General features: G+C 74.4%; 27 protein-coding genes. 14 read left to right on the top strand and 13 right to left on the bottom strand.

Going from position 1 to position 26,848, the window contains the following annotated elements:
• Positions 1–20: 20 nt before the first annotated feature.
• A complete protein-coding gene (locus E7744_RS04685; RefSeq protein WP_137773132.1) occupies positions 21–1,076 on the bottom strand; it encodes a ferredoxin reductase in 1,056 nt (351 codons plus the stop codon).
• 60 nt (positions 1,077–1,136) lie between these two features.
• Here E7744_RS04685 and E7744_RS04680 point away from each other — a divergent pair, with 60 nt between their 5' ends.
• Positions 1,137–2,432, top strand: a complete 1,296-nt coding sequence (locus E7744_RS04680) for a CdaR family transcriptional regulator (protein ID WP_137773131.1) — start codon at positions 1,137–1,139, stop codon at positions 2,430–2,432.
• 95 nt (positions 2,433–2,527) lie between these two features.
• Here E7744_RS04680 and E7744_RS04675 read toward each other — a convergent pair whose 3' ends face one another.
• Positions 2,528–3,559 carry a hypothetical protein gene (locus E7744_RS04675; RefSeq protein WP_137773130.1) on the bottom strand — a complete coding sequence of 344 codons (1,032 nt, stop codon included), beginning with the start codon at positions 3,557–3,559 and terminating at the stop codon, positions 2,528–2,530.
• A 352-nt stretch (positions 3,560–3,911) separates the two neighbouring features.
• On the opposite strand from E7744_RS04675, the gene thpR reads away from it, so the two are divergent.
• Both thpR and E7744_RS04665 read left to right on the top strand, forming a co-directional pair.
• Positions 3,912–4,463 (top strand): RNA 2',3'-cyclic phosphodiesterase, encoded by a 552-nt coding sequence (gene thpR / locus E7744_RS04670; RefSeq protein WP_137773129.1) that lies wholly within the window; start codon positions 3,912–3,914, stop codon positions 4,461–4,463.
• Positions 4,464–4,515: 52 nt separating this feature from the next.
• Positions 4,516–5,280, top strand: coding sequence for an IclR family transcriptional regulator (locus E7744_RS04665; protein WP_137773128.1), 765 nt, complete (start codon positions 4,516–4,518; stop codon positions 5,278–5,280).
• A 99-nt stretch (positions 5,281–5,379) separates the two neighbouring features.
• Here the strand turns inward: E7744_RS04665 and E7744_RS04660 are convergent, their stop codons facing one another.
• A complete protein-coding gene (locus E7744_RS04660; RefSeq protein WP_137773127.1) occupies positions 5,380–7,458 on the bottom strand; it encodes an acetoacetate--CoA ligase in 2,079 nt (692 codons plus the stop codon).
• 30 nt (positions 7,459–7,488) lie between these two features.
• Positions 7,489–8,838 carry an MFS transporter gene (locus tag E7744_RS04655; protein ID WP_137773126.1) on the bottom strand — a complete coding sequence of 450 codons (1,350 nt, stop codon included), beginning with the start codon at positions 8,836–8,838 and terminating at the stop codon, positions 7,489–7,491.
• 307 nt (positions 8,839–9,145) lie between these two features.
• On the opposite strand from E7744_RS04655, the gene E7744_RS04650 reads away from it, so the two are divergent.
• The gene (locus E7744_RS04650) at positions 9,146–10,207 is read left to right on the top strand and encodes a 2-keto-3-deoxygluconate permease (RefSeq protein WP_137773125.1); all 1,062 of its coding nucleotides are present in this window, start codon (positions 9,146–9,148) and stop codon (positions 10,205–10,207) included.
• A 101-nt stretch (positions 10,208–10,308) separates the two neighbouring features.
• On the opposite strand, the gene E7744_RS04645 is transcribed toward E7744_RS04650, so the two are convergent.
• The 6 genes from E7744_RS04645 to tsaB all read right to left on the bottom strand — a co-directional run bounded on the left by E7744_RS04645 (position 10,309) and on the right by tsaB (position 15,152).
• Complete coding sequence (locus E7744_RS04645; RefSeq protein WP_137773124.1) at positions 10,309–10,626, bottom strand: DUF3072 domain-containing protein; 318 nt, start codon at positions 10,624–10,626, stop codon at positions 10,309–10,311.
• 67 nt (positions 10,627–10,693) lie between these two features.
• Entirely contained in the window at positions 10,694–11,740 is a 1,047-nt protein-coding gene (locus E7744_RS04640) for an S-layer homology domain-containing protein (RefSeq protein WP_137773123.1), read from the bottom strand.
• Positions 11,741–12,036: 296 nt separating this feature from the next.
• Positions 12,037–12,630: a hypothetical protein gene (locus E7744_RS04635; protein WP_137773122.1), complete on the bottom strand. Its 594-nt coding sequence runs from the start codon at positions 12,628–12,630 to the stop codon at positions 12,037–12,039.
• A gap of 156 nt (positions 12,631–12,786) precedes the next feature.
• On the bottom strand, positions 12,787–13,614 hold the full coding sequence (locus tag E7744_RS04630; protein WP_137773121.1) for a uracil-DNA glycosylase: 828 nt from the start codon (positions 13,612–13,614) through the stop codon (positions 12,787–12,789).
• A gap of 41 nt (positions 13,615–13,655) precedes the next feature.
• Positions 13,656–14,249: a hypothetical protein gene (locus tag E7744_RS04625; protein ID WP_137773120.1), complete on the bottom strand. Its 594-nt coding sequence runs from the start codon at positions 14,247–14,249 to the stop codon at positions 13,656–13,658.
• Between the two features lie 210 nt (positions 14,250–14,459).
• Positions 14,460–15,152: a tRNA (adenosine(37)-N6)-threonylcarbamoyltransferase complex dimerization subunit type 1 TsaB gene (gene tsaB, locus E7744_RS04620; RefSeq protein ID WP_246858544.1), complete on the bottom strand. Its 693-nt coding sequence runs from the start codon at positions 15,150–15,152 to the stop codon at positions 14,460–14,462.
• Between the two features lie 503 nt (positions 15,153–15,655).
• Between tsaB and E7744_RS04615 the strand changes: the two genes are divergently transcribed.
• From E7744_RS04615 to E7744_RS04590, 6 genes are all read left to right on the top strand, one after another.
• Complete coding sequence (locus E7744_RS04615) at positions 15,656–15,991, top strand: hypothetical protein (RefSeq protein ID WP_137773119.1); 336 nt, start codon at positions 15,656–15,658, stop codon at positions 15,989–15,991.
• Between the two features lie 2 nt (positions 15,992–15,993).
• On the top strand, positions 15,994–17,127 hold the full coding sequence (locus tag E7744_RS04610; RefSeq protein WP_137773118.1) for a tyrosinase family protein: 1,134 nt from the start codon (positions 15,994–15,996) through the stop codon (positions 17,125–17,127).
• A 22-nt stretch (positions 17,128–17,149) separates the two neighbouring features.
• Positions 17,150–17,878: a hypothetical protein gene (locus E7744_RS04605; RefSeq protein ID WP_137773117.1), complete on the top strand. Its 729-nt coding sequence runs from the start codon at positions 17,150–17,152 to the stop codon at positions 17,876–17,878.
• Positions 17,875–18,789 (top strand): RimK family alpha-L-glutamate ligase, encoded by a 915-nt coding sequence (locus E7744_RS04600; protein WP_137773116.1) that lies wholly within the window; start codon positions 17,875–17,877, stop codon positions 18,787–18,789. The genes E7744_RS04605 and E7744_RS04600 overlap by 4 nt, the downstream gene beginning before the upstream one ends.
• Positions 18,790–18,924: 135 nt before the next feature.
• Complete coding sequence (locus E7744_RS04595) at positions 18,925–19,977, top strand: serine hydrolase (protein ID WP_137773115.1); 1,053 nt, start codon at positions 18,925–18,927, stop codon at positions 19,975–19,977.
• Between the two features lie 10 nt (positions 19,978–19,987).
• Positions 19,988–20,398: a rhodanese-like domain-containing protein gene (locus E7744_RS04590; RefSeq protein WP_137773114.1), complete on the top strand. Its 411-nt coding sequence runs from the start codon at positions 19,988–19,990 to the stop codon at positions 20,396–20,398.
• Between the two features lie 26 nt (positions 20,399–20,424).
• On the opposite strand, the gene E7744_RS04585 is transcribed toward E7744_RS04590, so the two are convergent.
• The gene (locus E7744_RS04585) at positions 20,425–21,594 is read right to left on the bottom strand and encodes a glutamate--cysteine ligase (protein WP_137773113.1); all 1,170 of its coding nucleotides are present in this window, start codon (positions 21,592–21,594) and stop codon (positions 20,425–20,427) included.
• Between the two features lie 193 nt (positions 21,595–21,787).
• A complete protein-coding gene (gene galE / locus E7744_RS04580; RefSeq protein ID WP_137773112.1) occupies positions 21,788–22,765 on the bottom strand; it encodes a UDP-glucose 4-epimerase GalE in 978 nt (325 codons plus the stop codon).
• A 176-nt stretch (positions 22,766–22,941) separates the two neighbouring features.
• On the opposite strand from galE, the gene E7744_RS04575 reads away from it, so the two are divergent.
• A complete protein-coding gene (locus E7744_RS04575) occupies positions 22,942–24,246 on the top strand; it encodes an AI-2E family transporter (protein WP_168199758.1) in 1,305 nt (434 codons plus the stop codon).
• A 92-nt stretch (positions 24,247–24,338) separates the two neighbouring features.
• Positions 24,339–24,554 (top strand): hypothetical protein, encoded by a 216-nt coding sequence (locus tag E7744_RS04570; protein ID WP_137773110.1) that lies wholly within the window; start codon positions 24,339–24,341, stop codon positions 24,552–24,554.
• On the opposite strand, the gene E7744_RS15765 is transcribed toward E7744_RS04570, so the two are convergent.
• The gene (locus E7744_RS15765) at positions 24,555–24,698 is read right to left on the bottom strand and encodes a hypothetical protein (protein WP_168199757.1); all 144 of its coding nucleotides are present in this window, start codon (positions 24,696–24,698) and stop codon (positions 24,555–24,557) included. It lies immediately after the preceding gene.
• 216 nt (positions 24,699–24,914) lie between these two features.
• Here E7744_RS15765 and E7744_RS04565 point away from each other — a divergent pair, with 216 nt between their 5' ends.
• Together E7744_RS04565 and E7744_RS04560 are read left to right on the top strand one after the other, a co-directional pair.
• Positions 24,915–25,979: an amidohydrolase family protein gene (locus E7744_RS04565; RefSeq protein WP_137773109.1), complete on the top strand. Its 1,065-nt coding sequence runs from the start codon at positions 24,915–24,917 to the stop codon at positions 25,977–25,979.
• On the top strand, positions 25,976–26,755 hold the full coding sequence (locus E7744_RS04560) for an IclR family transcriptional regulator (RefSeq protein ID WP_137773108.1): 780 nt from the start codon (positions 25,976–25,978) through the stop codon (positions 26,753–26,755). Before E7744_RS04565 ends, E7744_RS04560 begins: the two co-directional genes overlap by 4 nt.
• The last annotated feature ends 93 nt before the right edge of the window (positions 26,756–26,848 follow it).

Genomic DNA, 26,848 nt, shown 5'->3' with positions numbered 1-26,848 from the left:
GGCGGGACGGGGTGCCCGGCTCACAGGCCCAGGCTCACGGGGCCGGCCGCCGCGCTGACGCACGTCTGGATGAGCTGGCCGGGGTCACCGTGGACCTCGCCGGTGCGCAGGTCCGTGACCTGCCCGGAGCGCAGCGGCACGAGGCAGGCGTGGCAGATGCCCATGCGGCACCCGCTCGGGGCGGGGATGCCGGCGTCCTCGGCCACCTCGAGCAGGGGCACGTCGCCGGGGGCGTCCGCCTCCACGTCCGAGGCCTCGAACACGGTGAGCCCGCCGGCGCCGGGCTCGCCGGTCACGAGGTCCGCCCGGAAGCGCTCGATCGTCAACTCGCCGGCACGGGACTCGCCCGCCCAGAGCGCCTCGGCGTCGTCGAGGAAGCCGGACGGGCCGCACGCGTAGGCCGCCCGCTCGCGCCAGTCCGGGCACAGCCGGTCCAGCACGTCCGGGCCGGTCAGGTCCAGCCGGCCCTCCTCGGCGCTCGCGTGGTGGTGGACCCGCAGTCCGGGGAACTGGTCGGCGAGCTCGGCCAGCTCCTCGCGGAACAGGGACGTCTCGGGGGTGCGCGCCGAGTGGACCAGCACCACGTCCGCGTCGGGCCGGCGCGGGACGAGCGTGCGGATCATGGACATCACGGGGGTCAGCCCGGAGCCGGCGGTGAGCATCAGCAGCGGCCGCGGGTGCTCGGGCAGGGTGAAGTCACCCTCGGGACGGGCCAGGAAGAGCACGTCCCCCGGCTCGGTGTGCCGCACCAGGGTGCCGGAGACGGTGCCGATGTCCGTCACGGTGATCTCCGGGTCGGCGCCGGCCGCGGCGGACAGGGAGTAGGAGCGCCACTGCCGGACCCCGTCCACGTCCACGCCGATGCGCGCCCACTGCCCCGCCCGGTGTCCCCTCCAGCCCGGGCCGGGACGGAAGGCGATGGTCGCCGAGCCGGGCACCGAGCGGTCCACCCGGGTCACGACGCCGCGCAGCTGCCGCGCCGAGTGGACGGGGTCCAGCAGCGCGAGGAAGTCCTGCGGCGCCCGCGGGGTGGTCAGTGCCGAGGCGAGCAGGGTGATCAGGGACTTTCCGGCCATGGGCTCCAGCCTATAGAACAGCACGATAGATTTCTGCATCCGCGGCGTACGATCGGTGGCATGGAACTATCACAGGGGAACAACTCAAGGGGACGGACCACCGGGCTGGACGGGCCGCCGTCGTCCCATCCCCTCGCCGGCGGACCGCCCGCGCCGGCCGCCGAGCACACCCCCGGCGCGCAGCGGCTGAACCCGCCGTGGCTGTCCCTGCCGGCGGACCTGGGCGAGCGGCTCGCCCCGGCCGTGGACCGCGTGACGGCGCAGATCATCGAGATCGTCCCGGACCAGATCCCCGCCTACGCCATCACCCGCTCGGAGCGCTTCAACGAGGTGCTCCACCTCGGCGTGCGCGGGGCGATCGAGCAGCTGCTGTCCCTGCCGGGCACGGACGCCCCCGCGCTCAACGAGGAGTCGCGCGAGCTCGTGGCCGCGCTCGGCGCCGGCGAGTACCGCCAGGGCCGGAGCATGGACGCCCTGCTCGCCGCCTACCGCACGGGCGCGCGCATCACGCTGCGCGGGCTGTCCGAGGCGTGCGCCGAGCAGGGCATGGGCCTGTCCGTGGTGGTGGACCTCGGCGAGTCGATCCTGGCCTACATCGACGAGCTCTCCGCCGTCAGCGTGCAGGCCTATGCCTTCGAGCAGACCCTGCGGGCCGGTGCCCTGGAACTGCGCCGCTCCGACCTGATGGCAGCCCTGCTGCGCGGCGACGCGCAGCCCGCCGAGCTGCGCCGGCTGGCGGCCGCGGCGGACTGGCGGCTGCCCGAGCGCCTGGCCGCGGCCGTGCTCCCGGTGGCCTCGGCGGCGAGGGTGCGCACCCGGCTGGGCGGGGCCGGGCTCGTGGTGGAGCGGGAGTCGGAGGCCACCGCCGTGGTCAGCGCGGACCGGGGCGCCGGGCTGCGGGAGCGCCTCGAGGCGGTGTTCGCCGGCACGGGCGCGGTGGTCGGCCCGGCGGCGGACCTGTCCGCGCTCCCGCACTCGCACCGGGTGGCTCGGCTGGTCGCCTCCCAGCACCCGTCCGCCGCGGGTCCCGACGGCGGCGGCGCGCCGGTGTTCGCCGTCGACCACCTGGGAGGGGTCATCCTCGGCGCCGACCCCGCCGTCATGGCGGAGCTGGCCTCCCGCCGGCTGGCGCCGCTGGCGGAGCTGACCGACGCCAAGCGGGAGGTCATGGAGACCACCCTGCTGTCCTGGCTGACCCACTGGGGCCAGCGCGGCCCCGTGGCCGAGGAGCTCGGGGTGCACCCGCAGACCGTGGGCTACCGGCTGAACCGGCTGCGGGAGCTGTTCGGCGGCGAGCTCGACGACCCCACGACCCGCTTCGAGCTGGAGATGGTCCTCCGCGCCCGCGGGGCGTAGCCCGGTCCTCCCCTGCCCCTGTCACGTACACGATGCACGCCGGGACACGCCGACGAATCGCCCATCGATCGTTCCCGTGACTGCAGGGAGTGGGGTCAGGCCGCCGCGGCCCGTCCCTCCTGGCGGGCGATCGCCCGGCGCAGGCGTTCGAGGAACCGCGCCCGGCCCGGGACCGTGTAGATGTCGCTGGCGGCCCGGACGGTGATCCAGTCGTGCACGGAGAAGTCGTCGTCCCGGTGGATGTCACTGGCGAGCTGGCCCGCGGCCTCGTGCACCCGCCCGTCGTACTGGATGGCGATCCTCCAGCGGGGGTAGTGCAGGTCCGGCCGCCGGCGCACCGTGGGCGAGAGCCACACGACGTCGTTGACCACCGGTTCCGGCAGCCCGGCGGCCACGATGATCATCCTGATCTTGCTCTCGGGCGCCGAGTCGACGCCGGCCCGCAGGCACTCCCGCGCCTCCCGGGCGGCGGTGATCCCCTTCGTGCGGCGACGGCGGCCGAGTGCGGCGTCGATCGCGGCGAGGGAGGACAGCGGGTTGGCCCCCACGACCCCGGGCGGACGAGGCGGGCCGTCCGCCCGCTGCAGGAGCGCGTCGCCCGCCGCCACGAGGGAGTCGTGGTCCATCCCGCGGATGGCGAGGTCCAGCCACGTCCGCTCGGGGGACGTCAGGCGCAGTCCGCCCGTCTCCACCACCTCGGCCGGATCGAGCTTCGCGCGGTGTCCCACGATGCCGGGCCTGCGTCGCGCACCGGCCGCACCCTGCCGCCCGGTCACGTGCACCGGCCAGTCCGCGTCGAGCCAGGGTGGCAGCCAGAGACCCCACAGGCGCGCCGCCGTCGTGTGGCTCAGGTGGTGGTCCCCCGGCAGCGCGGACACGGCGTGGACCGACTCCAGCCAGGGCCGGTCCGCGCCGTCCCAGGCCCTGATCCCCGGGGTGGGCGAGCTCAGGCGGGCATCGCGCAGCTGGTGCTCGGTCATCCCTGCGGCCCGCGCCTCGCGCACCGAGAAGACGCTCCTGCCGAGCGCGCCGGGAAGCGGCCCCGCTGCGTGCAGCGGCCCTGCGGCGTGGAGCGAAACCGTGCTGGCGGGGTGCACGTCCCGGTCCGGGAACTCCCTCGGCGTCATGGGCCTCAGCATCCCGCACTGCCCGACACCGGCGCGGCGGTTGTCCACAGCCCCGCCCCTCGCAGGGGTCGCCCTCCCTCGAGGGCCGCTCCTCCCGCCACCTCCCACAGTCGTCACGTACACGACCGGCGTCGCGACACGCCGCTGCACGCCCCCTCGAGCGTGTACGTAACCCCAGGGGCATACGCGCCCCTCCCCTCCCCACGGCGAGTGGTCACGTACACGACCGGCGTCGCGACACGCCGCTGCATGCCCCCTCGAGCGTGTACGTGACCCAAGCGGCGTAGGCCCCCCTCCGCACCCCACGCCGCGGCCCTGCCGGGCACCGCCCGCGCGGCCTACGCTGGCGTGCATGGGATCGCGCATGTTCGTCGCCGTGTACCCGCCCGAGTCGGTCCGCGAGGAGCTCGCCGAGTTCCTCGCCGCCCGGCCGGGGATGCGCTGGTCGGACCCGGAGCAGCTCCACGTGACCCTGGCGTTCCTGCCCTCGGTGCCGGAGCATGCCGTGGAGCCGCTGCAGGACCTGCTCGCCGAGGCCTGCGCCCCGGTGCGCGGCTTCGTGTGCGGGATCCACGGCGCGGGGGCGTTCCCCCACCCGGACCGGCCGGCGGTGCTGTGGCTCGACGTGGAGGACGGGGCCGAGGACCTCGCCCGGCTCTCCCGGCGCGTGCGCGGGGCGGCCAACCGGGCCGGCGTCGCCCCGGACGGCAAGGCGTTCGCCCCGCACCTGACCGTCGCCCGCCCGCCCCGCGGCGAGAACGCCACGCGGTGGATCCGCGTGCTGGAGAGGTTCTCGCCGCCCCTGTGGACCGTGGACGAGGTGCACCTCGTGGAGTCCCACCTGCAGGGCCACGGGCACCGGCCGCGGCACCGGTCGGTGGCCGTGTTCCCGCTCGCGGACTGAGCCCGACGGCGGCGCCCGCCTCCCCCGCGCCGGCCCGGCTACCCTGTGGTCCATGCCCACCGCGTCCTCCCCCATCGAGTCGGTGGACCGCGCCCTCGTGCTGCTGACCATGATGCGCAACCAGGGCTCGGTGTCCGTCTCCGAGGCCGCGGCCCACCTGGGCGTGGCCCCCTCCACGGCGCACCGGCTGCTCACCGCGCTGCTGCACCGCGACTTCGCCCGCCAGGACCACCTGCGCCGCTACCGGGTGGGTCCGGCGTTCTGGACCGCTCCCGTGCGCTCGCCCGCCCTCGCCGCCCTGCGCGACGCCGCCCGCCCCGCCCTCGAGCACGCCCACGCCGAGACCGGCGAGACCGTGCAGCTGATGGTGCTGCGCGGCGGCGCCATCCTGTTCGTGGACGGGATCGAGTCCGGGCACGGCCTGCGGATCGCCATGCGCCACGGGGACACCGTCCCGGCGTTCTCCTCGGCCGGCGGCAAGGCCCTGCTGTCCCGTCTGAACAACGAGCAGCTGGAGGAGCTGTACCGCGCGGGACTGCCCGCGTGGCCCACCTCCCCCATCCGCTCCCTCCCCGCGCTCAAGCGCCGGATGACGCGCGTGCGCCAGGACGGCTACGCCACCAGCCTGGAGGAGACCGAGCAGGGCGTGATCGGCGTGGGCGTGGCGGTCGTGGACGCGCTCGGCCGGCCGCTGGCCGGGCTCACGACGGCGACCCCCAGCGTCCGCTTCGCCCGCACCGACGTGCCCCGGCACGTCGAGGTCCTGCAGGCGGCCGCGGGCCTGCTCGAGCAGCGGTACGCCGAGCGGCTCGGCTGAGCGGCTCGGCAGAACGACTCGACCGAGCGCTTCGGCCGTGCGGGGACGGCGCCGCAGCGCGGCCCCGGCCCCACCGCCCCCGCACCCCGCCAGGCCGCGTCAGCCCTCGGCCAGCACCCGCTGCACCCGCGCGACGGTCGCGTCCACCTGCTCGGGCCGCGCCACGACCCCCGGGTCCATGACCTCCCCGCGCACGGCGCCCTGGATGATCCGCTTGAGCGGGATCTCCAGCCGTTTGCCGGTGGGGTTGCGCGGGATCGAGTCCACGAACACCACGTGGTCGGGCACGTGCCGCGGGGAGAGCTCGGTGCGCAGCGTGGTGCGGATCGTCCGCTCCAGCGCGGCCTCGTCCGCCCCCTCGGCGGCGTCCACGAGCAGCACGAGCTTGCCCATCCCGCCGGCGTCCTCGAAGTGCAGCACCATGGTGTCGGCCACCTGCGGCAGGGCGTCGAGCACGGCGTAGAACTCGGCGGTGCCCAGGCGCACGCCCCCGCGGTTCAGGGTCGCGTCCGAGCGGCCCGTGATGACCCAGCTGCCCCGCTCGGTGTGCACGAGCCAGTCGCCGTGGCGCCACACGCCCGGGTAGGCGCCGAAGTAGCTGTCCCGGTACCGCTCGCCCTCCGGGTCGCCCCAGAAGCACACCGGCATGGACGGCATCGGCTGCGTGCACACGAGCTCGCCGGCCTCGCCGTGCAGCGGCTTCCCCTCGGGGTCCCAGGACTCCACGGCCACGCCGAGCGGCCGGCAGGACATCTCCCCGGCCCACACGGGGGTCAGCGGGCTGGCGCCCACGAAGGCGGCGCAGATGTCGGTGCCGCCGGACGTGGGAGCCAGCAGCAGCTCCGGGTTGACCGCGTCCATGACCCAGCCGGCCACGTCCGCGGCCAGCGGCGAGCCCGAGCACTGGACCTCCCGCAGCCGGGACAGGTCCCACTGCTCCCGCGGGCGCATCCCGGCGTGCGCGCACGCGGCCAGGTACGCCGAGCCGGTGCCCATGTACGTGGACCGCGTCTCGGCCATTACCGCCCACTGCGACCACTCCCCGTCCGCCGAGGGCCAGTTGGGGTCCCCGTCCATGAGCACCACGGAGGCCCCCAGCAGCAGGGAGGACATGCCCATGGCCCACACCATCCAGCCGGTGGTGGAGAACCAGAAGGCGTTGTCCCGCTCGCTCATGTCGTAGTGCAGCCCGTGGGCCTTGAGGTGCTCGAGCAGGATCCCGCCGTGCCCGTGGACGATCGCCTTGGGCCGGCCGGTGGTCCCGGAGGAGAACAGCACGATCAGCGGGTGGTCGAACGGCACCGGCTCCACGTGCACCTCCGGCACGCTCCCGACGCCGGCCGGGCCCGTCCCGCGCCCGGCCGCCGGGCCGCCGTCGGGCCCCTCCCCTGCCGCCGCACCGGACGCGCCGTCCCGGCCGGTGAACGTGGCCCACGTCTCGGCGCCCTCGGGCGCCGGTGCCTCGGGGTCGAGGTAGGGCAGCAGGACCGTCCGCGTGCCGGGCAGGAACTGCCGGATGCGGGCGAGGTCGTCGGCGCGGGAGAGCTCGCGCTTCCCGTAGCGGTAGCCGTCGATCGCGATGAGCAGCGCCGGCTCGAGCTGGGTGATGCGGTCCAGCACGGACTGCGGGCCCATCTCCGGGGGCACGGCGCACCAGATCGCGCCGAGCGCCGTCGTCGCCAGGTAGGCGGCCAGCGTCTCGGGGATGTTGGGCAGGTAGCCGGCCACCCGGTCCCCCGCGCCGATGCCGCGGGCCACGAGCCCGGCCTGGATGCGCGCGATCTCCTCCTCCAGCCGCGCCCCGGTCCACTCGACCGCGCCGGTGGTCTGGCTGCGCGAGGTGACCATGACGTCGTCGGCGCGCTCGCGGAGCCGGCGCAGGACGTGCTCGGCGTAGTTCAGCCGCGCGCCCCGGAACCACTGGGCGCCGGGCATGGTGCGGTCGGCGAGCACGGCGGTGTGCGGGGCGTGGGAGATGACCTCGAAGTGCTCCCAGACGTGGCCCCAGAAGTCCTCGAGGTGCTCCACGGACCACGCCCAGGCGTCCTCGTAGGTCTCGAAGCGCACGCCGTGGCGGGCCTCGACCTCCTCGAGGAACCGGCCCATCCGGGTGGTCGTCCACGCGTCGCGGGGCAGGGCGGGCCGGAGCAGGGTGCCGGGGGCGGTGGTGAGGGTCATGGCGTGTCCTTCGGGTTACGGGGTCGGGGGTCAGGCGGAGGCGGTGGCAGGGGTGGCCGGGACGGTGTGGCGGGCCGCTGCCTCCCGGCGCAGGGACAGGGCCAGGACGGCCACGCACGCGGCGGCGAGCAGCAGCGGCAGGGCGAACAGGTGGAAGATCGTCTCGGGGGCCCAACCGCCGTCGACGAGGTAGCCCACCAGGATCGGGGCGGCGATGGACACGAGCCGGCCGATGCCGATCATCCAGCCGATGCCGGTGGCCCGGGCCGTGGCCGTGTAGACGCCGGGGGCCACGGCGTAGAAGCCGGCGATGCCCGCGGTGGTCAGCACGCCGAGCAGCACGGCGGTGCCCATGGCCACGGGGACCACGGAGAACACGGTGCCGAACAGGACGTAGGCGCCGGCCGCTCCGGCCAGGGCGCCGAAGAGCAGCCGCTGGGAGCGGAAGCGCAGGGCCAGGCCGCTGAAGAGGAAGCAGCCGATGATGCCGCCGAGGTTGGCGAGGGTGCCGGTCTGGATGCCGAGGGCCTTGTCCCCGGAGGCCTGGGCGATGATCTGCGGGGTCCATGTGTTGGCGAAGTAGTAGGCGGCCACGAGGCAGGCGTAGCCGATCCACAGCATGAAGGTGCGCGTCCGCACGGCGCCGCGGAAGATCTCACCGATGCCGGAGGAGGACCGCTCGGCGGCCGGGGCCTCGGGCAGCGCGGCCAGGGGCTCGCGGTGCATCCGGACGAGGATGCGGTTGGCCTTCTCGAGGGCCCCGGCCGGGCGACGGGCGATGAGGAAGTCGAGGGACTCGGGCAGGAGGGCCAGGGCGACGAGGAACATGAGGCCGCTGAGCAGGGCGCCGGCCCAGAACAGGGAGTGCCAGCCGAGGGCGTCGATGAGGGGCCCGGCGACCACGCCGCCGATCGTCGCGCCGATCGGGTAGCCGGCGGCGTAGATGCCGATGATCGAGCCGCGGCGGGCGTCCGAGGCGTACTCGGAGACGAGGACGTTGAGGTTGGCCATCATCCCGCCCACGCCGAGCCCGGTCAGCAGGCGGCACACGAGCAGCCAGGTCTCGTCCGGGGCGAGGGCGGAGAGGGCCATCCCGAGGGTGATGACGAACATGGCGCCGACGGCGAGCCAGCGGCGGCCGATGAGGTCGGCGAGCGGGGTGAGGAGGATCGAGCCGGCGGCCATGCCGAACAGGCTGGCGCTGAGCAGGTAGCCCAGCATGACGGGCTCGACGCCCCACTCGGCGCTCAGGGCGGGGGCGGCGTAGGCCATGGCGGCGACGTCGAACCCGTCCAGCAGGATCATGACGAGGGCGACGGTGACGGCCATCACCTGGAAGCGGGTCATTCGAGATCGGTGGATCTCGCGCAGGATGTCCATGGGAACTCCAAGGGTGGTGTGATGTGGGTCTCCCCGAACGCTAGGGCGCTCCCCCAAAGTGATCCACACCACGGGACCATGTTCCGCCCTGCGGAACGACGGGCGCCAGTGCGGGGTGGCGGCCGCGCTCATATCCCCTCCCTCCGAAAGGAGTCCCCACGGATATTTCCGTGCGTTCGCCAGGGCTGCTGGACTGGTCCGGTGACGTGCGTCACCCCCGACTCGCCAGCGCGGCGCCCCGGCGCCCCTGGCTCCCCCTCCATCTCGGACTCCCGCCGCGGAGTCCCCTGACGACAGGCACTTGCACATGGACTCGATGTTGCGCTTCATGGGCCGGCTCCCCGGCGCACTGATGGTGGTTCCCCTCTTCCTGGGCGCCGTCATCAACACCTTCGCCCCCGCGGTACTGGAGATCGGCAGCTTCACCACCGCCCTGTTCAGCGAGGGAGCACCGGTCCTGATCGGGCTGTTCTTCCTGTGCATCGGTGCCCAGATCAACGTCAAGAGTGCCCTGCCCTCGCTGGAGAAGGGCCTGGCGCTGCTCATCGGGAAGTACGCCGCCGCCGTGCTGGTCGGGCTGGCCGTCGCCTTCCTGACCCCGGAGGGCACGCTCTGGGGCCTCGTGCCGATCGCGATCATCGCCGCGATGTCCAACTCGAACGGGTCCCTCTACGTGGCCCTGATGGGCCAGTTCGGGAACAAGACGGACCGCGGTGCGATCTCGGTCCTGTCCATCAACGACGGCCCGTTCCTCACCCTCATCGCCCTGGGCGCCGCCGGGCTGGCCGACCTGCCCCTCCTGGCGCTACTGGCGGCCGTGCTGCCGATGATCCTCGGGTTCGTCCTGGGCAACGCGAGCGCCCTGATGCGCGAGTTCCTGGCGCCGGGCGAGAAGCTCATCATCCCGTTCGCGGCGTTCGCCCTCGGCTCCGGCATCGACTTCGGCGTGCTGTTCACCTCCGGTGCCATCGGCATCGTCCTGGGGCTGGCGACCGTCGTCCTCTCCGGCGGAGCGGCCATCGGCCTGCTGTACCTGTGGCACGTCCTCCGTCGTCATCCGAAGCCGGCCCGGAACGTGGTCTCCGGTGCAGCAGAGGCCTCGACGGCCGGCAACGCCATCGCCACCCCGGCCGCCGTCGCCGCCGTGGACCCCGGCTTCCTCGCCGTCCAGGACGTGGCCACGGCACAGGTCGCCGCGGCCGTGGTCACCACCGCGTTCATCGCACCCTTCCTCGTGGCCCTCGTCAGCAGGGCGCAGCGGAACCGGGGCGTCACCGTCGAGGCGGAGGAGGCCTTCTACGAGGCGCCCCGGGGTGGGCGCGTGGACGCCGCACAGGACCTCGGCGCGCCCCTGGCGGCGCAGCGGTAGTCCCGTCCCCCGGCGCAGGACCCCGGACACGACCACGGCCACCGTCCGATCGCTCGGACGGTGGCCGTGGTGCGTACCGCGGGCGTGCGGACCGTGGCGCCCTACTGCTCCTGGTGGCGCTTCAGCCGGTCGATGTGCACGGAGGCCTCGGCCTTCGTCAGGTTGGCGGGCAGTTCCTCCCCCGCGGCCCGGGCGAGGGTGTCCAGGTAGGAGCGCTGGGCCGGGGTCATCGGGTCGTCACCGCTGACCCACTCGTCCGGCTCCTTCTCCAGCGCCGGGTCCTCGGGCCCGGAGGCCCCGATGGTCTCCTGTCCGTCCTCGAGCGCGGCGGCGGTCTGCTGCTCGGCGAGGTCGGCCTCGTTGGCCTCGATCGGCCCGGGGACGTCCCCGCGGCCCTGCCCGGATCCGGTGGTGCTCATGATCGTGCTCCTTCCGTGACGCAACGGCGGTGGTGCGGCCATGGTAGCCCGCGGCCCGGGCCGCCCATCAGCCCGCGGCCGCGGCCTTGCCCGGGGCCCGGCCGGCGGCGATGGCGGCGCCGGCCTCCAGGCCGGCCTCGTCGCACCGCACGTCGTAGCTGGAGTCGGCCCGCGTGAAGCCCAGGGTCTGCAGCGCGCACTCGGCGTTCTGCTCGTAGACCGAGACGCGGCCCCACGAGCTCGTGTACTCCTCGGAGTACCAGTCCTCGAGCATCTCGCGCCCGGCGGCGAGGTCGTAGCCGGACACGGCGTGCTGCTGCACGTGCATGCACTCGTGGGCCATGGTGTGGCGCAGGGAGTCGCCCGGCAGCCCGGCGGCGACCTGGACGGTGGCCGGCCGGCCGGGGGCCATGGTGGTCATCCCGGTGGCGGCGGGGTCCTCGAAGGTCTCCACCACCTCGAGCGCGGCGTCCGAGCAGCCGTAGGCGGCCAGCAGTTCCCGGGCGCGCTCCTCGTAGGCGCCCGCGGCGGACTCCTGCCGCCCCGCGCCCGACGCCGGCTCGGTCCCGTCGCCGGTCGCCTCGCCGTCGGACTCCGCGCCCCCGGCGGACCCGCCGCCCGTGCCGCCGCCCGCGTCCGGGCCGGCCACGAGCGCGGCGCCGACGAGGAAGATGGCCAGCTCGTCGCGCGTGATGGAGCGCTCGGGCTTGAACTCGCCGTCCGCGTAGCCGTGGGCCACGCCGGAGGTCCCGAGCCAGTTGACGGCGTCGAAGCCGGAGGCGCCGGCGGGGACGTCGCCGAAGACGGCCGCGGAGCCGGAGTCCCCCGCGCCCACGGCGGCGTGGACGATCTCGGCCGCCTCGCCGCGCGTGATGCCCGGGTCGGCGTAGGCGCTGCCGTCGGTCAGGCCCATGCAGCCGAGCCACTCGTCCACGGCGGCGGGGGTGGTGCGGCCGGAGGTCCCGGGGAAGGAGGCGCCGAGGCACTCGGAGGCCGTCTCGGAGGACGCCGGGGCGGCGGTGGCGGCGCCTGCTCCGGAGAGCACCAGGGCGCTGGATGCGGCGGCCGCGGTGAGGGCTGCGGCGAGACGTCGGCGATTCGTGTGGGCGACCATGCGTTCATCCTCCAGGGGTTCGACGGCTACGGTCCGGCAGCACCCGGGCCGGGCGTCCACCGGTGGCCCACGATAGGACACGGCCCCGCCGGTCGCGATGCACCTCAGGGTATCGGCCTCCGCGGGCGGACCGTCCGGATCCCGGAGGCGACCACCGCCGCCGGCACCGCGTCAGCGCTCCATCCGCACCGGTCCCGGATGCGCCTCGGCCCGGGTGACGGGGTCACCCGGGCCGAGGCGCGTGGGGCGTCCTGACGTGGCAGGACGGGGACCGACGGGCGGTCCTGCGCGGAGGGTCACTCGCCGGCGTCGGCACCCCGGGTCACGTAGGCCTCGGCGATGAGCGCGGCGGCCTCGTCACGGTCGATTTCGCCCGCAGCGTACAGGGCGAGGATCTCGGAGTCGGCGGCCAGTTCCACGATGGCGAGCTTGTCCTCGCCCACGAAGCGCTGCAGCACCTCGGACTCGCTCACGCGGTCCAGCAGGCCCGGGATCTCGGAGCGGTCGAAGCCGGCGGTCTCCACCGCGGCCAGGCCGCCGGAGACCAGGTCGGTGGCCTTCTCCACGGTCAGGGCCTCGGGGCTGATGTCGCCGACGGCGGCGACGCAGCGGGCGCCCTTCATGATGACGGCCGGGGTCAGCTCGCCGTTGCCGGACGGGTTCACGGACTCCACGCACTCGGTGAAGGACTGCTCCTGGGCCTTGCCCTTGGCCTGGCCGGCGCCCTGGGCCTGCGCCGCGGCGTTGCCGTTGGCGTGGAACGGGGCGGCGATGGTGACGGCGGCGGTCGGCACCAGCAGGGCGCCGGAGATGGCGACGGCGGCCAGCGCCCGGCGGGTGCGGCGGCGGACGGCGGGGCGGTCAGTGGTCGTGGTCAGGTTCTCGGTCATGGTGATTCCCCTCCAAGGGATCGCGATCACGGATCGGCACCGCCCATCCCGGGGCGGCATCCGGTCGAAAGGATAGGTTCCCGCAGGTCGGAACGGTATTGGACGATTGGCCACTTGACGTGACGCCGATCACTTGCCCCGTCCCCCGCCCGCCCCTCAGAGCAGCCCGATGACCTCGTCCAGCATCGCCTCGGTGAGCCGCCCCGTGAAGGTGTTCTGCTGGGACACGTGGTAGCAGCCGACCACGCGGACCCGCCGGCCGCCGTCGGGCACGGTGAACACCGTCTGCGCGCCGTGGCCGAACCGCACGCGCGGCCGGGGCACGGACCAGCCGAGGCGGGCCGCGGCGGCGTGGAGGGACTGCCAGCCGATGGAGCCGAGCACCAGGACGGACTCCACCGTGGTGGCCAGCTGCAGCTCGCGGTCGAGCCAGTGGCCGCACGTCGCCCGCTCGGCGGGCGTCGGCTTGTTGTCCGGCGGGGCGCAGTGCACGGGCGCCACCATCCGCAGGCCCACCAGGCGCTGGCCGTCGCCGGCGGCGGTCGACGTCGGCCGGGCGGCGTAGCCGGCCCGGTGCAGCGCCGCGAAGAGCCAGTCCCCCGAGCGGTCGCCGGTGAACATGCGCCCGGTGCGGTTGCCGCCGTGGGCGGCGGGGGCCAGGCCGACGACGAGCACGCGCGGCGACGGGTCCCCGTAGGACGGGACCGGCCGCCCCCAGTAGGGTTCGTCCGCCCACGCCCGCCGCTTCTGCACGGCCACGGACTCGCGCCAGTCGACCAGCCGCGGGCACGCCCGGCACACGCTGACGCGCGCGTTCACCTCGGCGAGCGACCCGGCGGTGCCGGCCAGGGACCGGACGTCCTCGGCGGAGGCGGCGGCCGGCGTCGCGGAGGTGGCGGGGTCCTCGGGCCAGCCGGTGCCCGGCGGCACGGGCGAGGGGAACGGCGCGCCGGTCAGGGGGTGCGGGAGCGGGAGGCCAGTCATCCTCCCAGTGTGGCGCGCCGGCGCGGCCTGCGCGCGGCACCTCAGCGGTGGAAGTCGATGCGGCGGATGTCCTCCAGCTCCACCTGCACGCTGCCCAGCTCGTTCTGGCCCGTGACGGGGCAGTTCCACGTGTCGATCGGATCGGTGAGCTCCCGGCCGTCCAGCAGGGTGACCACGCCGTCCGCGCTCGCGCTGTCCAGGTAGACGGCGTCGAAGCGGATGCTGCGCACCGTCTCCAGGGCCACGCGCTGGCCGTTCTCGAACGTCAGCGTCTCGGTGTCGCAGGAGAGCCCGACGGTGGGGGCCTTCACCCTGGTCGTCGTCCCGTCCCGACGCACGAGGTCTGCGGTGGCCCGCTCCCACGGCACCGGGTCGGCCGCCAGCGGGGTGGGTCCCGGCGCGGCGGGCGCCGTGCCCCCGGGGCGCACGGACCGCTCGGCGTCGCCGGTCGCCGCGGCGCCGGACGGACCGGTCCCGGACCCGTCCTCGCCGCCGAACCGGAGCACCCCCGTCTGGACGAGGACGCCGAGGAACCCGCCCAGCGCCGTGAGCAGGGCGGCGACGGCGGTGATCAGTCCGGGAACCGTGTGCCAGAACCCGGAGGACCTCTTGTCCTGCTGCACCGTCTCGCCCATGAGGATCGCCCCGCCTAGATGAGTGCGGTCATCATAGGTCCGCCGGCAGGGCGGCACGCAGGCCCCGCCGACTCCCGACCCCGCTGCCCCACCTCACCGCCGTCACGATCACGCTCCGCGTGGGGACACGCCGCGGACAGCACCCTCCGTCGTGTACGTGACGCGGGTCCGCGGCGGTCCGCGCCGCGCCACGCACGGCGGCCGCGGGCCTCAGCGCCGGCCGGTCCCCGCCCGCTTGCGCGGGCCGGGCACCTTGGCGTCGGACTCGCGCAGGTACAGCGGCTGCACGGGCAGCAGGCCCCGGCCCCGGCGCAGGCCGAGCTCGCCCACGAGGCCGAGGGCGCCGGCGTCGGGCACCGTGGTGCGGAACTCCGGGACGGCGGAGAGCACGTCCGCGTACATCCCGGCGCCCGCGCCGTAGGCGGGCAGCGGGGTGACGTCCGCCGGGGCGGTGACGAAGGGGCCGTGCAGGCGCTGGAACTGGCCACCCACGTGGGAGTAGTGCGCCCAGTACACCTCGCGGCGGCGGGCGTCGGTGGCCACCACGAACTCGTCCACGCCGCGGCGCCACGCGTCCTCGGCGGCGGCGTGCGCGATCGCGTCCAGGCTCATCACGCCGTGCACCTCCAGCCCCCAGGCGAAGGCGAGCGAGCGGGCGGTGACCAGCCCGGCGCGCAGCCCGGTGAACGGGCCGGGCCCCACCCCGGCGACCACCCCGCCGAGGTCGCCCGCCGCCACGCCGGCCTCGGCCATCACCTGGCGCACGGCGGGGGCGAGCACCTCCGCGTGCGTGTTGGTCTCGGTGGAGGCGAAGCGCGCGAGGACCTCCCCGGAGAGCACGACGGCGGCGCCGGCGGCCGCGGAGGCATCGATCGCGAGCAGGGGGCGGGGGTCGGGAGTCACGCGCTCCAGTCTACGGACGTGATCCGGGGGCACCCGGGGCGGTGCCTGGGGAGTCCTCGGGCGCGCCCCACGGGCCCTCGGCGCGTCGGCTCCCGTGACCGCCTCCCGTCGGAGCCCCTTCACGCCTGCCGCCTCGCGGGGAGCCAGCAGCCGGACCAGGCGCCGGACCATGCCGCGGTAGCCACCGTGCCACGGCGGCGTCCGTGGCGGCCGAGGCGTCCGGGCCGCAGGCAGGACGGGACACCTTGACGCACGGCAGGTGGGATCCCACCATGGTGCTACCCCTGCGGCGGCCACGGGATGAGGGCGCCCCACGTGCGGCGAAACGGACGGTCATGGCACCGTGCATTGCCAGAGGCGCACTCGCGCATACCACCGTGTAGGCCACGGCCGAACCCACGGCAGGACGGTCCGGGACCGCTACCCGTCCCCACCCCTGCCCTCGTGCGGCCACCTCGCGGACGACCCTGACGGACCCCACCCTTTCCCTGGGAGAAGGCGCCATGAGCGACGTGGAATTCACGTACATGGGCAAGAAGATCACCATCCATGAGGAGCATCCCGACGCGGTCGTGACCGTGGACGGGCGAGAGTTCCGCTGCCACCATCACCACGCCGAGGATGGTGTGGGCCTGAGCATGTGGATGTGCGACGAGGCGTACTTCGCCTCGCCGGACCTGAAGGAACTGGCCCGCCACTTCGCGGACTACGGATACATGTTCGACGCCCCGGGCCGCGTGGTCGTGGACGAGGCGGGGCGGGTCGTCGAGCGGTCGCCAGGCCACGGAGGCCATGACGGCGACGGCGGCGCAGACGGCCACGAGGACGGGGAGCAGTAGCCATGGGATGCCGTAAGAACCTGTCACGGCTGACGATCGCGGAGCGCGTGGCGTTCACCAACGCCGTGAACCAGCTGCGGTCCAATGGCGGCTACGACGACTACGTGGAGCAACACCGGGGGGCGATGGGCCACGGTCATGGCGGCCCGGCGTTCTTCCCGTGGCACCGCGAGTTCCTCCGGCGGTTCGAGGACGACCTCCAGGCGATCGACCCCAGCGTGAGCATCCCCTATTGGGACTGGACGCAGGCCAACGTCAATCCAGCCGGCACGGAGAGCCTGGTCTGGCGGGACGACTTCATGGGCGGTCCCGGCGCGGCGGGCACGGGCGCGGTCACCACGGGGCCCTTCGCCTCCTGGGGCCTGGTCCGGAACCGGTTCGACGTCTTCGGCTTCCCGGGGACGGGCGGCACGATCGGCACCAGCATGTCGAGCCCGGACTACACCACGTTCCGATCCGTGGAGGGGCCTCACGGCGCCGCCCATGTGTGGGTGGGCGGCTTCATGGGCAATCCGTTGATCGCACCCCGGGACCCGGTCTTCTGGTTGCTCCACGCCAATGTGGACCGACTGTGGTCCGAGTGGATCACCCGGCATGCGGCCACGGCGGGGTTCCAGCCCTTCCTGCCCCTCAGTGGGGGACCGCTGGGGCACAACCTCACGGACTCGATGTGGCCGTGGAACGGCTCCACGACGCCGTTCGGTGTCCTTCCGTGGACCGTGGTCCCCGAGTCGATCCGCCCGGCCGACCTGGTCGACCACCGGGCGCTGGACTACTTCTACGACACGGTCGACCCGGAGTGCCGTCCCGTCGTGAAGGTCCGGTTCAAGGAGCTCAAGGACCGGCTCCCGAAGGAACTCAAGGAGCGGCTGCCCAAGGAGCTCAAGGAGCGCCTTCCGAAGGAGTCGAAGGAACGCCTCCCCAAGGAACTCGCGCCCAAGGAAGTGGGTCCCAAGGAGTCGAAGGAGATCCGCGAGATCCCCGGCGACCCCTTCATCCGGCCGGAGTTGCGCCCGGACCTGTCCGGCGCGGCGCTGCAGTTCGAGCCGGATCCGGGGGTGGCTCCGAACCCGGACGTGGCCGCCTTGGGGCAGGCCTTGTCGATGCGGCGCGAAGACCTGCACCGGCACGGTTGAGGCGCGGATACGGGAGGGGCAGGTGATCTGCGTGCTGGGCGAGCCGGAGGACACGGACGTCCTCTGGCTCGCCACCTCCCTGCGGCGCCGCGGACTGGTGGTCGAGGTGCTCCTCCCGGACGAACTGGTCCTCGGCTCGCGGTGGTCCTACAGGGTGGCCAGCTCGACCACCACGTGGAGCCTGGAACTGCGCGATGGCCGCGTCATGGACCCGGCGGCGTGGGACCTCGTGGTCAACCGGTGGCGGGACCTGCCACTGCCGGCCAGGCACCCCACGGAGGCAGATGCCGCCTTCGTCGGCGAGGAGTGGCGAGCGGCGGCCACGGGCTGGCTGCGCTCCCTGCGGTGTCCGGTCCTCAATCCGCCCCGTGCCGCCTCGATCACGGGCGCGGACCTGCCCACGGCGGCGTGGCGGGCCGTGGCCACCGCCCACGGGGTCCCCTCCCGACCGTGGCGGAGTGATGCACCGGGGACGGCTGCGGCCCCCGGTCTCGCCCCCGACGCCGTCTCCGTCCTCTGCATCGCGGGCCGGTGCCTCGGCCCGGAGGACGTGCTCACTGAATCGGTCCGCCACGGACTGGTGTCCCTGGCACGGCATGTCGGCATACCGCTGCTCGGTGCGACCTTCGTCCTGGAGGACGGCGAGCCAGTGCTGGTCGGGACGGATCCCCTCCCGGCGCTGGTCCCCGGGGGCACGCCCCTGCTGGACGCCCTCGCAGAGCTGGCCGGCACGGAGGCCGATCCCCGATGACCGGGTTCGCGCTCGTCCTCGGGCTGCCCCACGAGCCACCGGTCGCCGCCGTCCTGGGACAGCTGGCCCGGCTGGGAGTGCCCCACCGCTTCCTGGACCAGCGGGAACTGGCCGTGGCAGACGTCTCGACCTGGTGGGAAGGCGGCCACGCCGGGGGCCTCGTACGGGTCGATCCCCCGGTCCCGCTGGACCGGGTCACCGGTGTCTACACCCGGCTGACGTCGTGGACGGAACTGCCCGTCGTCCGGGAGTCCGCCGAGTCCCTCGCGAAGGCCATGTCCGTGCACCACGCGCTCGAGGCGTGGCTGGAGTCCACGGAGGCGCGCGTGGTCAACCGGACCAGTGCCAATGACTCCAACAACTCGAAGCCCTACCAGGCCCTCATCATCCGCGAGCACTTCGAGGTCCCCGCCACCCTGGTCACCAATGATCCCGAGCAGGTCCATGCGTTCCGGGAGGAGCACGGCCGCATCATCTTCAAGTCGATCAGCGGCGAGCGCTCGATCGTCACGGAGTTCACGGAGGTCGACACCGCACGGCTGCCCTTGCTGGAGAACTGCCCCGTCCAGTTCCAGGAACTGGTGCCGGGGGTCGACGTCCGGGTCCACGTGGTGGGTCCCCGCGTGTTCGCCACCGCGGTGGACAGCGAGGCCACGGACTACCGATACGGCCCCGGCGCGGACATGCACGCCGTCGTGTTGCCGGAGCAGGTCGAGGACGAGTGCAGGGCGCTGACCCGGCGGCTGGGACTGGAGATGTCCGGCATCGACCTGCGCTTCACGGAGGATGGCCGGGTCGTCTGCTTCGAGGTCAACCCGAGCCCCGCCTACAGCGCCTACGAGGAGGTCACGGGCCAACCCATGGCCGAGGCCCTGGCGCGTCACCTGGGCGGCCACCACTCCGTCGGGTGAGGCCCCGCGCATCCGCGTCCACGCGCGAGTCCCCCGCGCACCGTGCCGTCACAGTGTTCCCACCACCCTCACTACGCCCATAGTCACCGCGCGCCACACTCCCTGACACCAGCCACTGTCGACTAAGTTGGCGGGGTGACACCTACGACCCCGGTGGGGGCCCTGAGAACCGCCGTTGACCTGAACGAACTCGCCGTCATCCTGGACGAGTCCGCGCGCGCCAACACCTTCTCCGGCGCCATCTCCATCGACGAGGACGGCCAGGCCGTGATGTGCCGCGGCTACGGCTGGGCCGAGCGGGTCCTGCGGGTGCCCAACACGGCGCAGACGCGGTTCGCCGTGGGGAGCGTGTCCAAGGCGTTCACGGCCCTGGCGGTCATGTCCCTCATCGAGGACGGCACGCTGTCCCTGGCGTCCCGCGTGCGGCCCATGCTCGGGCGGGACCTGCCGGACGTGCACGCGGACGTCACCCTCGAGCACCTGCTCGCGCACACCTCGGGCATCGGGGACTACCGGGACGAGGTCCCCGGCGCGGACGCCACGGACTACGTGCTCACCGAGCCCACGCACACCCTCGCCGAGACCGCGGGCTTCCTGCCCCTGTTGGACGGCCGGGCGCAGGTGGACCCGCCGGGGACCCGCTTCGCGGTCAACCACGCCGCGTACCTCGTGCTCGCCCTCGCCGCCGAGCGGGCCAGCGGCACCCCCTTCCACGACCTCGTCGCCGACCGCGTCCTCGCCCCCGCCGGCCTGGCCGGCACCGGCTACCCGCGGCTGGACGAGCTGCCGGCCGGCACCGCCACCGGCTACCTGCGCAACGACTCGGTGCGCACCAACGTCCTGCACCTGCCCGTGCGCGGCAACGGCGACGGCGGCGCCCACACCACGGTGGGCGACCTCAGCCGGTTCTGGCGGGCCCTCGCCGACGGCCGGATCGTCTCGGCCGCGGCGGTCGAGCGGATGGTCCGCCCCCGCCACGCGGACGTGGAGCGCGGGCTGCACTCGGGGCTGGGCTTCTGGCTCGACGCCGACGGCCCCGGCTGGATCCTCGAGGGCGCCGGGCCGGGGGTGTCCGTGCGCACCCGCTTCGATCCGGTCACCCGCACCACCGTGACCGTGGTGGGCAACAGCTCGGACGCGGCCTGGCCGGTGATCCGGCGCTACGTGGACTGGCTGGACCGCGGATAGGCTGGGCCGCATGGAGGCACCCGGTCCCGGCTCGATGGAACTGCTCCACCGGGCCCGGCGGGACCTGGACCGCCTGTCCCCCGCGGCGGCGCACGCCGAGCAGCGGCGCGGCGCCGTGCTCGTGGACGTGCGGACCGAGGCCCAGCGCGCGGAGGCCCCGGGCATCCCGGGCGCGCTGGTGATCGACCTGACGGTACTGCCGTGGCGGCTGGACCCCGGCTTCGGCCACCGGATCCCCGAGGCCACGAGCTGGGACACCCGGTACGTGCTGTTCTGCCGGCACGGCTACTCGTCCTCGCTGGCCGCGTGGACGCTGCGCCAGATGGGGCTGCACCGGGCCACGGACATCGTGGGCGGCTTCGAGGCCTGGAGCGGGCAGGGCCTGCCGGTGGGCCCCGGCCCGCACGACGTCCGGCGCTGAGCGGCTCCGAACCGGCCCGCCCGGGCTCAGGACCCCGACGGCGGCGGGCCCGGCGGGTGCTCCCCGGCGCCGGCCGGCCGGGAGGCCGCCGGCGCCAGCCCCGGCACCCCGCGCACCCGGTGCGTGGCCTCCAGCGCCGCGGCCACCACGTCCCGGACCTCGCACCGCACCCCGTAGGCGAGCCGCTGCACGCGCGCGCCGGGGCCCTCGCGGAGGATCCCGGCGACCACCGTCTCCACGGGTCCCTCCTCCCCGTGCTCCGCCAGCACCGGGCGAAGGGTGTCCAGCAGCCGGCTGACCACGTCGCCGGAGGGCGCGGGCATGCCCGTGGCCGGGTCGATGAGCCGGTCCTCCACCCCGGAGCGGCTCGCCAGCCAGGACCACGCGCGCAGCAGCGAGGCGGGCACGTCCGGCGGCGGGGTCCGGGCCTGCCGCAGCGCCGTCTCCACGAGGGCCCGGACGAGCGCGGCGATCACGGCGGCCTCGGTGGGGTCCAGGGGCACGTCCGGCACGCGCACCTCGAGGGTGGGCTGGTGCTCGCTGGGACGGGCGTCGTAGTAGAACATGCCGGCGTCGAGCGGGATGCCGCTGTCCAGCAGCTGCCGGCGGTGCCGCGCGTAGGCGGCCGCGGAGCCGAACACCTCGGTGGGCCCGCTGACCGGCCAGCGGGACATCAGCCGGTGCCGGTAGGAGGCATAGGAGGTGTCCGCCCCCTGCCAGAACGGGGAGTTGGCGCTGAGGGCCAGCAGCGTGGGCAGCCACACGCGGATCCGGTCCAGGGCGGTGATGGCCTCCTCGGGGTCCGCCACGGCCACGTGGACGTGGAGCCCGTTGGTGAGGTGCTCGCGGGCGGTCACGCCGAACTCGTGCCCGATCCGCTGGTAGCGCGCCTTCGGGACCAGGTGGGGAATCATCCCGCCCGGCGGCGTGGCCAGCGCCACCACCCGTCCCCCGGCCCGCCGGGCGGCGCGGTCGGCGAGCGCCCGGCCGGCGAGGATCGCCTCGAGCTGGCCGGCCAGCGTGGCCTGCGGCGGGCCGACCACCTCGATCTGCTCCTGTTGGAGCTCCATGGTGATCTCGTGCCCGGTCGCCGACGCCTCGGCCGGCAGCCCGGCCGTCCACTCCCCCGCGGACAGCGGCTCGAGGGCAGAGGTCTCGACCAGCAGCAGCTCCTCCTCCACGCCGAACGTCCGCACGCGCACTCCTCCCGCCGGGTCCGAGGGGTCCCAGCATCGCAGAGGGACGGGTGCCGCGGACACGGTGGGGGCGCGGGGCCCGACGCCGGCGGCCTCCCCCGCGCGGGCGCCGCGGTCCCGGCGCGGCCGGGTCAGCGCGCGGCGTCAGCGGGCGGGCGCCGCGGTCCCAGCGCGGCCGGGTCAGCGCGCGGGGTCAGCGTGTGGGCGCGGGCTCCCCGGCGCGGCGGGCGGCCCACGCGGAGGCGACCATGTCCTCGAGGGAGTGGCGCATGCGCCAGTCGAGGTCGCGCGCGGCGAGCCGGCCGTCGGCGACGATCCGCGCGGGGTCGCCCGGGCGGCGCTCGTGGACCTCGGGGGTGAAGGCGATCCCGGTGACGGCGGCCATGGTGTCCATGATCTGCCGCACGGAGGTGCCCCGGCCGGAGCCGAGGTTGTAGACCGGCTCCACGGGCTCGCCGGCCTCGAGGCGGCGGGCGGCGGCCACGTGGGCCAGGGCCAGGTCGGCCACGTGCACGTAGTCGCGCACGCAGGTGCCGTCCGGCGTCGGGTAGTCGTCGCCGTACACTCGCGGGGTGCGTCCGGCCACGAGGGCGTCGAAGACCAGGGGGAAGAGGTTGTGCGGGGAGGTGTCCGGCAGGGCCGGGTCCCCGGAGCCCACCACGTTGAAGTAGCGCAGCGAGGTGTGGCGCAGGCCGGTGGCGCGGGCCTGGTCGGCGAGCAGCCACTCGCCGATGAGCTTGGACTCCCCGTAGGGGGACTCCGGCGCGGTGCGGGTGGCCTCCGTGACGAGGTCCACGTCCGGGGTGCCGTAGGTGGCCGCGGAGGAGGAGAACACCACGCGCTCCACCCCGGCGTCCTGCATCGCCTGGAGCAGGCTCGCGGTGCCGGTGACGTTGACCCGGTAGGCGTGCAGGGGCCGGTCCACCGAGACCCCGGCGTACTTGAACCCGGCCACGTGGATGACCCCGGTGACGCCGTGCTCCACCAGCGCCGCGCGGACCGCGTCCGTGTCCGCCAGGTCGGCCTGCACGAACGGCACCGATTCCGGCACGAACCGCCGGTGGCCGGTGGACAGGTCGTCCAGGACCACCGCCGCCGTCCCCGCCTCCCGCAGCGCCCGGACCACGTGGGCCCCGATGTACCCGGCCCCGCCGGTCACCATCCACGTCATGCCCTCAGGCTACCCACGGCCCCCGTGACGGACGCCACCGGGCCGACCACCCGAGGGGTGCGCGGCAGCCCGCGGCCCGGGAAAGACCCCCTGGGCGCCGCGCGCACCCCACGGACGGGCCCGACGGCCGTAGGGTGAGGGAGACCGTTGCGCCGCCGACACCCAGGAGAACGCACGTGAGCACCACGCCCCACCCTCCCCGGACCACCCCGCCGAACCCGTGGTCCGACCCCCTCGGCCGGGCCGGGGCCCGCGCGGGCCAGACCCTGCTGATCGCCGCCGTCGCCGTCGGGCTCATCTGGCTGCTGCTGCGGGTGAGCGTCGTGCTGGTCGCGGTGCTCGTCGCACTCATCCTGGCCGCCGCCGTCGCTCCCCTGGTCCGGAGGCTGGTGGACCGCGGCTGGTCGCACCTGCTGGCCACGCTGACGGCGTTCCTCGGCATCCTCGTGCTGCTCGGCGCGCTGCTCACCGGGGTGGTCTTCGCGGTGCGCAGCGAGTGGGACACCCTCGTGGACTCCGCCGTGGAGGGCTGGGGCCAGCTGCAGACGTGGCTGACCTCCGGCCCGCTGCCCATCGACGAGCAGGAGCTGTCCACGGCCACCCAGCAGGTCACGGACTTCGTCACGAGCGGGAACTTCGCCCGCGGCCTGGCCAGCAACACGCTCACGGGGCTCTCGGCGGCGACCACGTTCCTCACCGGGCTCGTGCTGATGATCGTGGTGCTGTTCTTCCTGCTCAAGGACGGCTGGAAGTTCACCAACTTCACGCTGCGCTGGTTCCGGGACGGCACCCGGGCCAAGCTCGCCGAGTCGATCGACCGCTCCTCCCAGGTGCTCGGCGGGTACGTGCGCGGCACCGCCACCGTGGCGGCCGTGGACGCCGTGCTGATCGGCCTGGGCCTGTTCATCGTGGGCGTGCCGCTGGCCCTGCCACTGGCGCTCGTCGTGTTCATCGGCGCCTTCATCCCCGTGGTGGGCGCCACCGCGGCGGGCATCCTCGCCGCACTGGTGGCGCTCGTGGCCAACGGCCCGGTGGCGGCGCTGGTCGTGGTGGGCATCGTGGTGCTCGTCAACCAGGTCGAGGGCAACTTCCTGCAGCCCGTGGTCATGGGCCGCACCCTGAGCCTGCACGCGCTGGTCGTGCTGCTGGCCTTGACCGTGGGCACGATCGCCGGCGGCATCTTCGGCGCCATCCTGGCGGTGCCGTACACGGCGGTGGCGTGGACGCTGATCCAGGTGTGGAGCGACCGCTACCAGGCCGGCACGGACCCCGTGCTGGGCGAGGACCCGCTGGACCCGAAGGACCGCGCCGCGGCGAAGGCCACCCCCGCGCAGCGGCTGCGCTACTGGCGCATGCGGCGCCAGTCGCAGGACCTGGGCGCCGAGCTCGGGACCGTCACCGCGCAGGAGGACCGGGAGGACCGCACGGACCGGGACGAGCCGGAGCGGGACGGCACCGGGGAGCCGGCGCGCGAGCCATAGGCCCCGGGACGGGCCCGAGGGCGGCGGCCCGACTCCCGTCCGGGCGTGACACGGATCGCAGTGTCCGCGCAGGTCACGGTAGGGTCAAGGCCATGGCTCCCCTGCGCTCGATGAACCTGTTGCGGTCCCTGCTCACGGCCACCCTCGACCAGGAGCTCGGCTGCTCGCGACGGCGCAGCCCCGGCGGCTTCCGCTGCCCCAACACCTTCATGCTCCGCGAGGCGCGCGCCGCCGGCCACGAGGGCTTCTGCTCCCCGGAGTGCGCGGACGCCCAGGGCGGGGACCCGCGCGGGGTCCAGCTCGCCTGATCAGCTCGCCTGGGGGAACGCGTAGTGCCCGTCCCAGGCACCGTGCCGCGGGCACTCCTCGTCGGGGACGGCCACGTGCCGGGGGTCATGGTCGTCCCGGATGCAGGTGCAGATCCATGCGACGCCTTCGCTGCCTCGTGCCACCGTGTGTCCTCGTCTCCTGGGCGGCAGGGCCGTCCTGCCTACGGCAGAACCTAGGCGCGGGGAGGGTGCCGGCGGATGCGAGGCGGGTACTCGTTCACCACGGGGCCGGTGCCCCGCGAGAGGACGGGCCATGGCCGAGGTGCCGGAGCCTCGCCATACTGGGCGCCATGACGGACGTGGTGCCCCGCACCATGTCGGGGCGAAGGGGGGCGGGCCATGGAGGGCGACTCGGCACCGGCAGCGGGCCTGGAGGACCGGCCGTACCGCAGGATCGCGACCGAGGAGGCGTGGGCACCACCCGAGCTCTTCGCCGAGTACCGGCGGATCCTCGACTCGGGTGAGGCCGACGTGGGCTTCGCCTCGCTCATGGGGTACTTCCTGACCTCGTCCCACCCCCAGCCCCGCACCGTGGTGGAGCGCCTGACCTCGCTCGGCCCGGACCGCCTGGCGGCCATGGACGCCACGGGCATCGCGCGCCAGGTGATCGCCATGACCGCCCCCGGCACCCAGGTGCTCGATCCGGACACGGCGACGGCGATGGCCCGGCTGGCGAACGACCGGCTGGCCGAGGCGGTCCGCGACCACCCGGACCGGTACACGGGCCTGGCCTCGGTGGGCCTGGAGGACGCCGGGACCGCGGTGGAGGAGCTGGACCGCGCGGTGAACCAGCTGGGGCTGCGGGGCCTGATGGTCAACTCGCACGTCAAGGGCCAGTACCTCGACCATCCCCGGTTCCGGCCGATCCTCGAGAAGGTCGCCGACCTCGGCGTCCCGCTCTACCTGCACCCGCAGACCCTCCCGGGACCGGTCGTCGGGCCGTGGCAGGAGGCCGGGCTGGACGGGGCGATCTGGGGCTTCGCCGCGGAGACGGGACTGCACCTGTTGCGGATCATCACCTCCGGCACCCTCGACCGCGTCCCGGGGCTGCGCGTCGTCGTCGGGCACCTCGGCGAGGGCCTGCCGTACTTCGCGCACCGCATCGACCACATGCACGCCAAGCAGGTGGCCTCCGGGCGGTACGAGGCGATCCGTCCGCTCGAGCAGCGGCCCTCCGAGTACCTGCGCACGCACGTCTGGCTGACCACCTCCGGGATGCCCGCGACCCTGCCCATCCTGTTCGCCCGCGAGGTGGTGGGCCGGGACCGCGTCATGTACGCCATGGACTACCCCTACCAGTACGAGGCGGCGGAGGTGGCGGAGCAGGACGCCCTGCCGATCCCGGACGAGGAGAAGGCCGCCTTCTTCCAGGGCATCGCCGAGGAGGTGTTCGGCATCGGATGACCGAGCCGGATCCCGGCCCCCGGCACATCGTGCAGTCGGTGGACCATGCCGCGCAGATCCTCCTGCTCTTCGAGGAGTCCCGCGAGGTGCGCGTCACCGAGGTCGCCCGGCGCCTGGGCATCGCGCCCTCCACGGCCCACCGGCTGCTGACGACCCTGGAGGCCAGGATGCTGGTGGTCCAGGACCGCGTCTCCCGGACCTACCGGGTGGGACCGAGCCTGGTCGAGATCGGCGTGCGCAGCACGAGTTCCTTCGACCTGCGGGCGGTCGCCGAGCCCCACATGCGCCGGCTGGTGCGCGAGGCCGGGGAGACCGTGAACCTCATGGTGCTGAACGGCCCGTCCATCCGCTTCGTGGCGGGCCTCGAGACCACCACGCAGGCGGTGCGGACCCACGTGCTGACCGGCACCCTGCTCCCGGCCTACGCCACCTCGGGCGGGAAGGTGCTCCTGGCGGAGCTGAGCCGCGAGGAGCTCAAGCGGCTCTACCCCCACGGCCTGCGCAAGCTCACGCCCCGGACGCGGACCTTCACCCAACTGGTGGACGAGCTCTCCCTGGTCATCATGCGCGGCTACGCCGTCAACCGCGGGGAGAGCAGTCCCGGCCTGACCGCCGTGGCGGTGCCCCTCAAGGACCAGACGGGCACCACCATCGCGGCGCTCGCCATGTCCGCGCCCACCGAGCGCATGGACCGCGCGCGGATCCGCGAGGCCGTCGTCCACCTGCGGGCCTACGTGGCCGCGATCCGCCAGGACCTCCACCGGTACCGCGGCTGATCCGCCGCCGAGCCGCCGGCCCCGCGGCGGGAAGGCAGATGCCAGACCCCGGATATTCCCTCCTGCGGAATCACCGCGCGCACCCCCTTGCCG

This window comes from Citricoccus sp. SGAir0253, from assembly GCF_005877055.1.
Classification (GTDB): domain Bacteria; phylum Actinomycetota; class Actinomycetes; order Actinomycetales; family Micrococcaceae; genus Citricoccus.
This window is presented reverse-complemented; position numbering and strand designations above follow the sequence as displayed.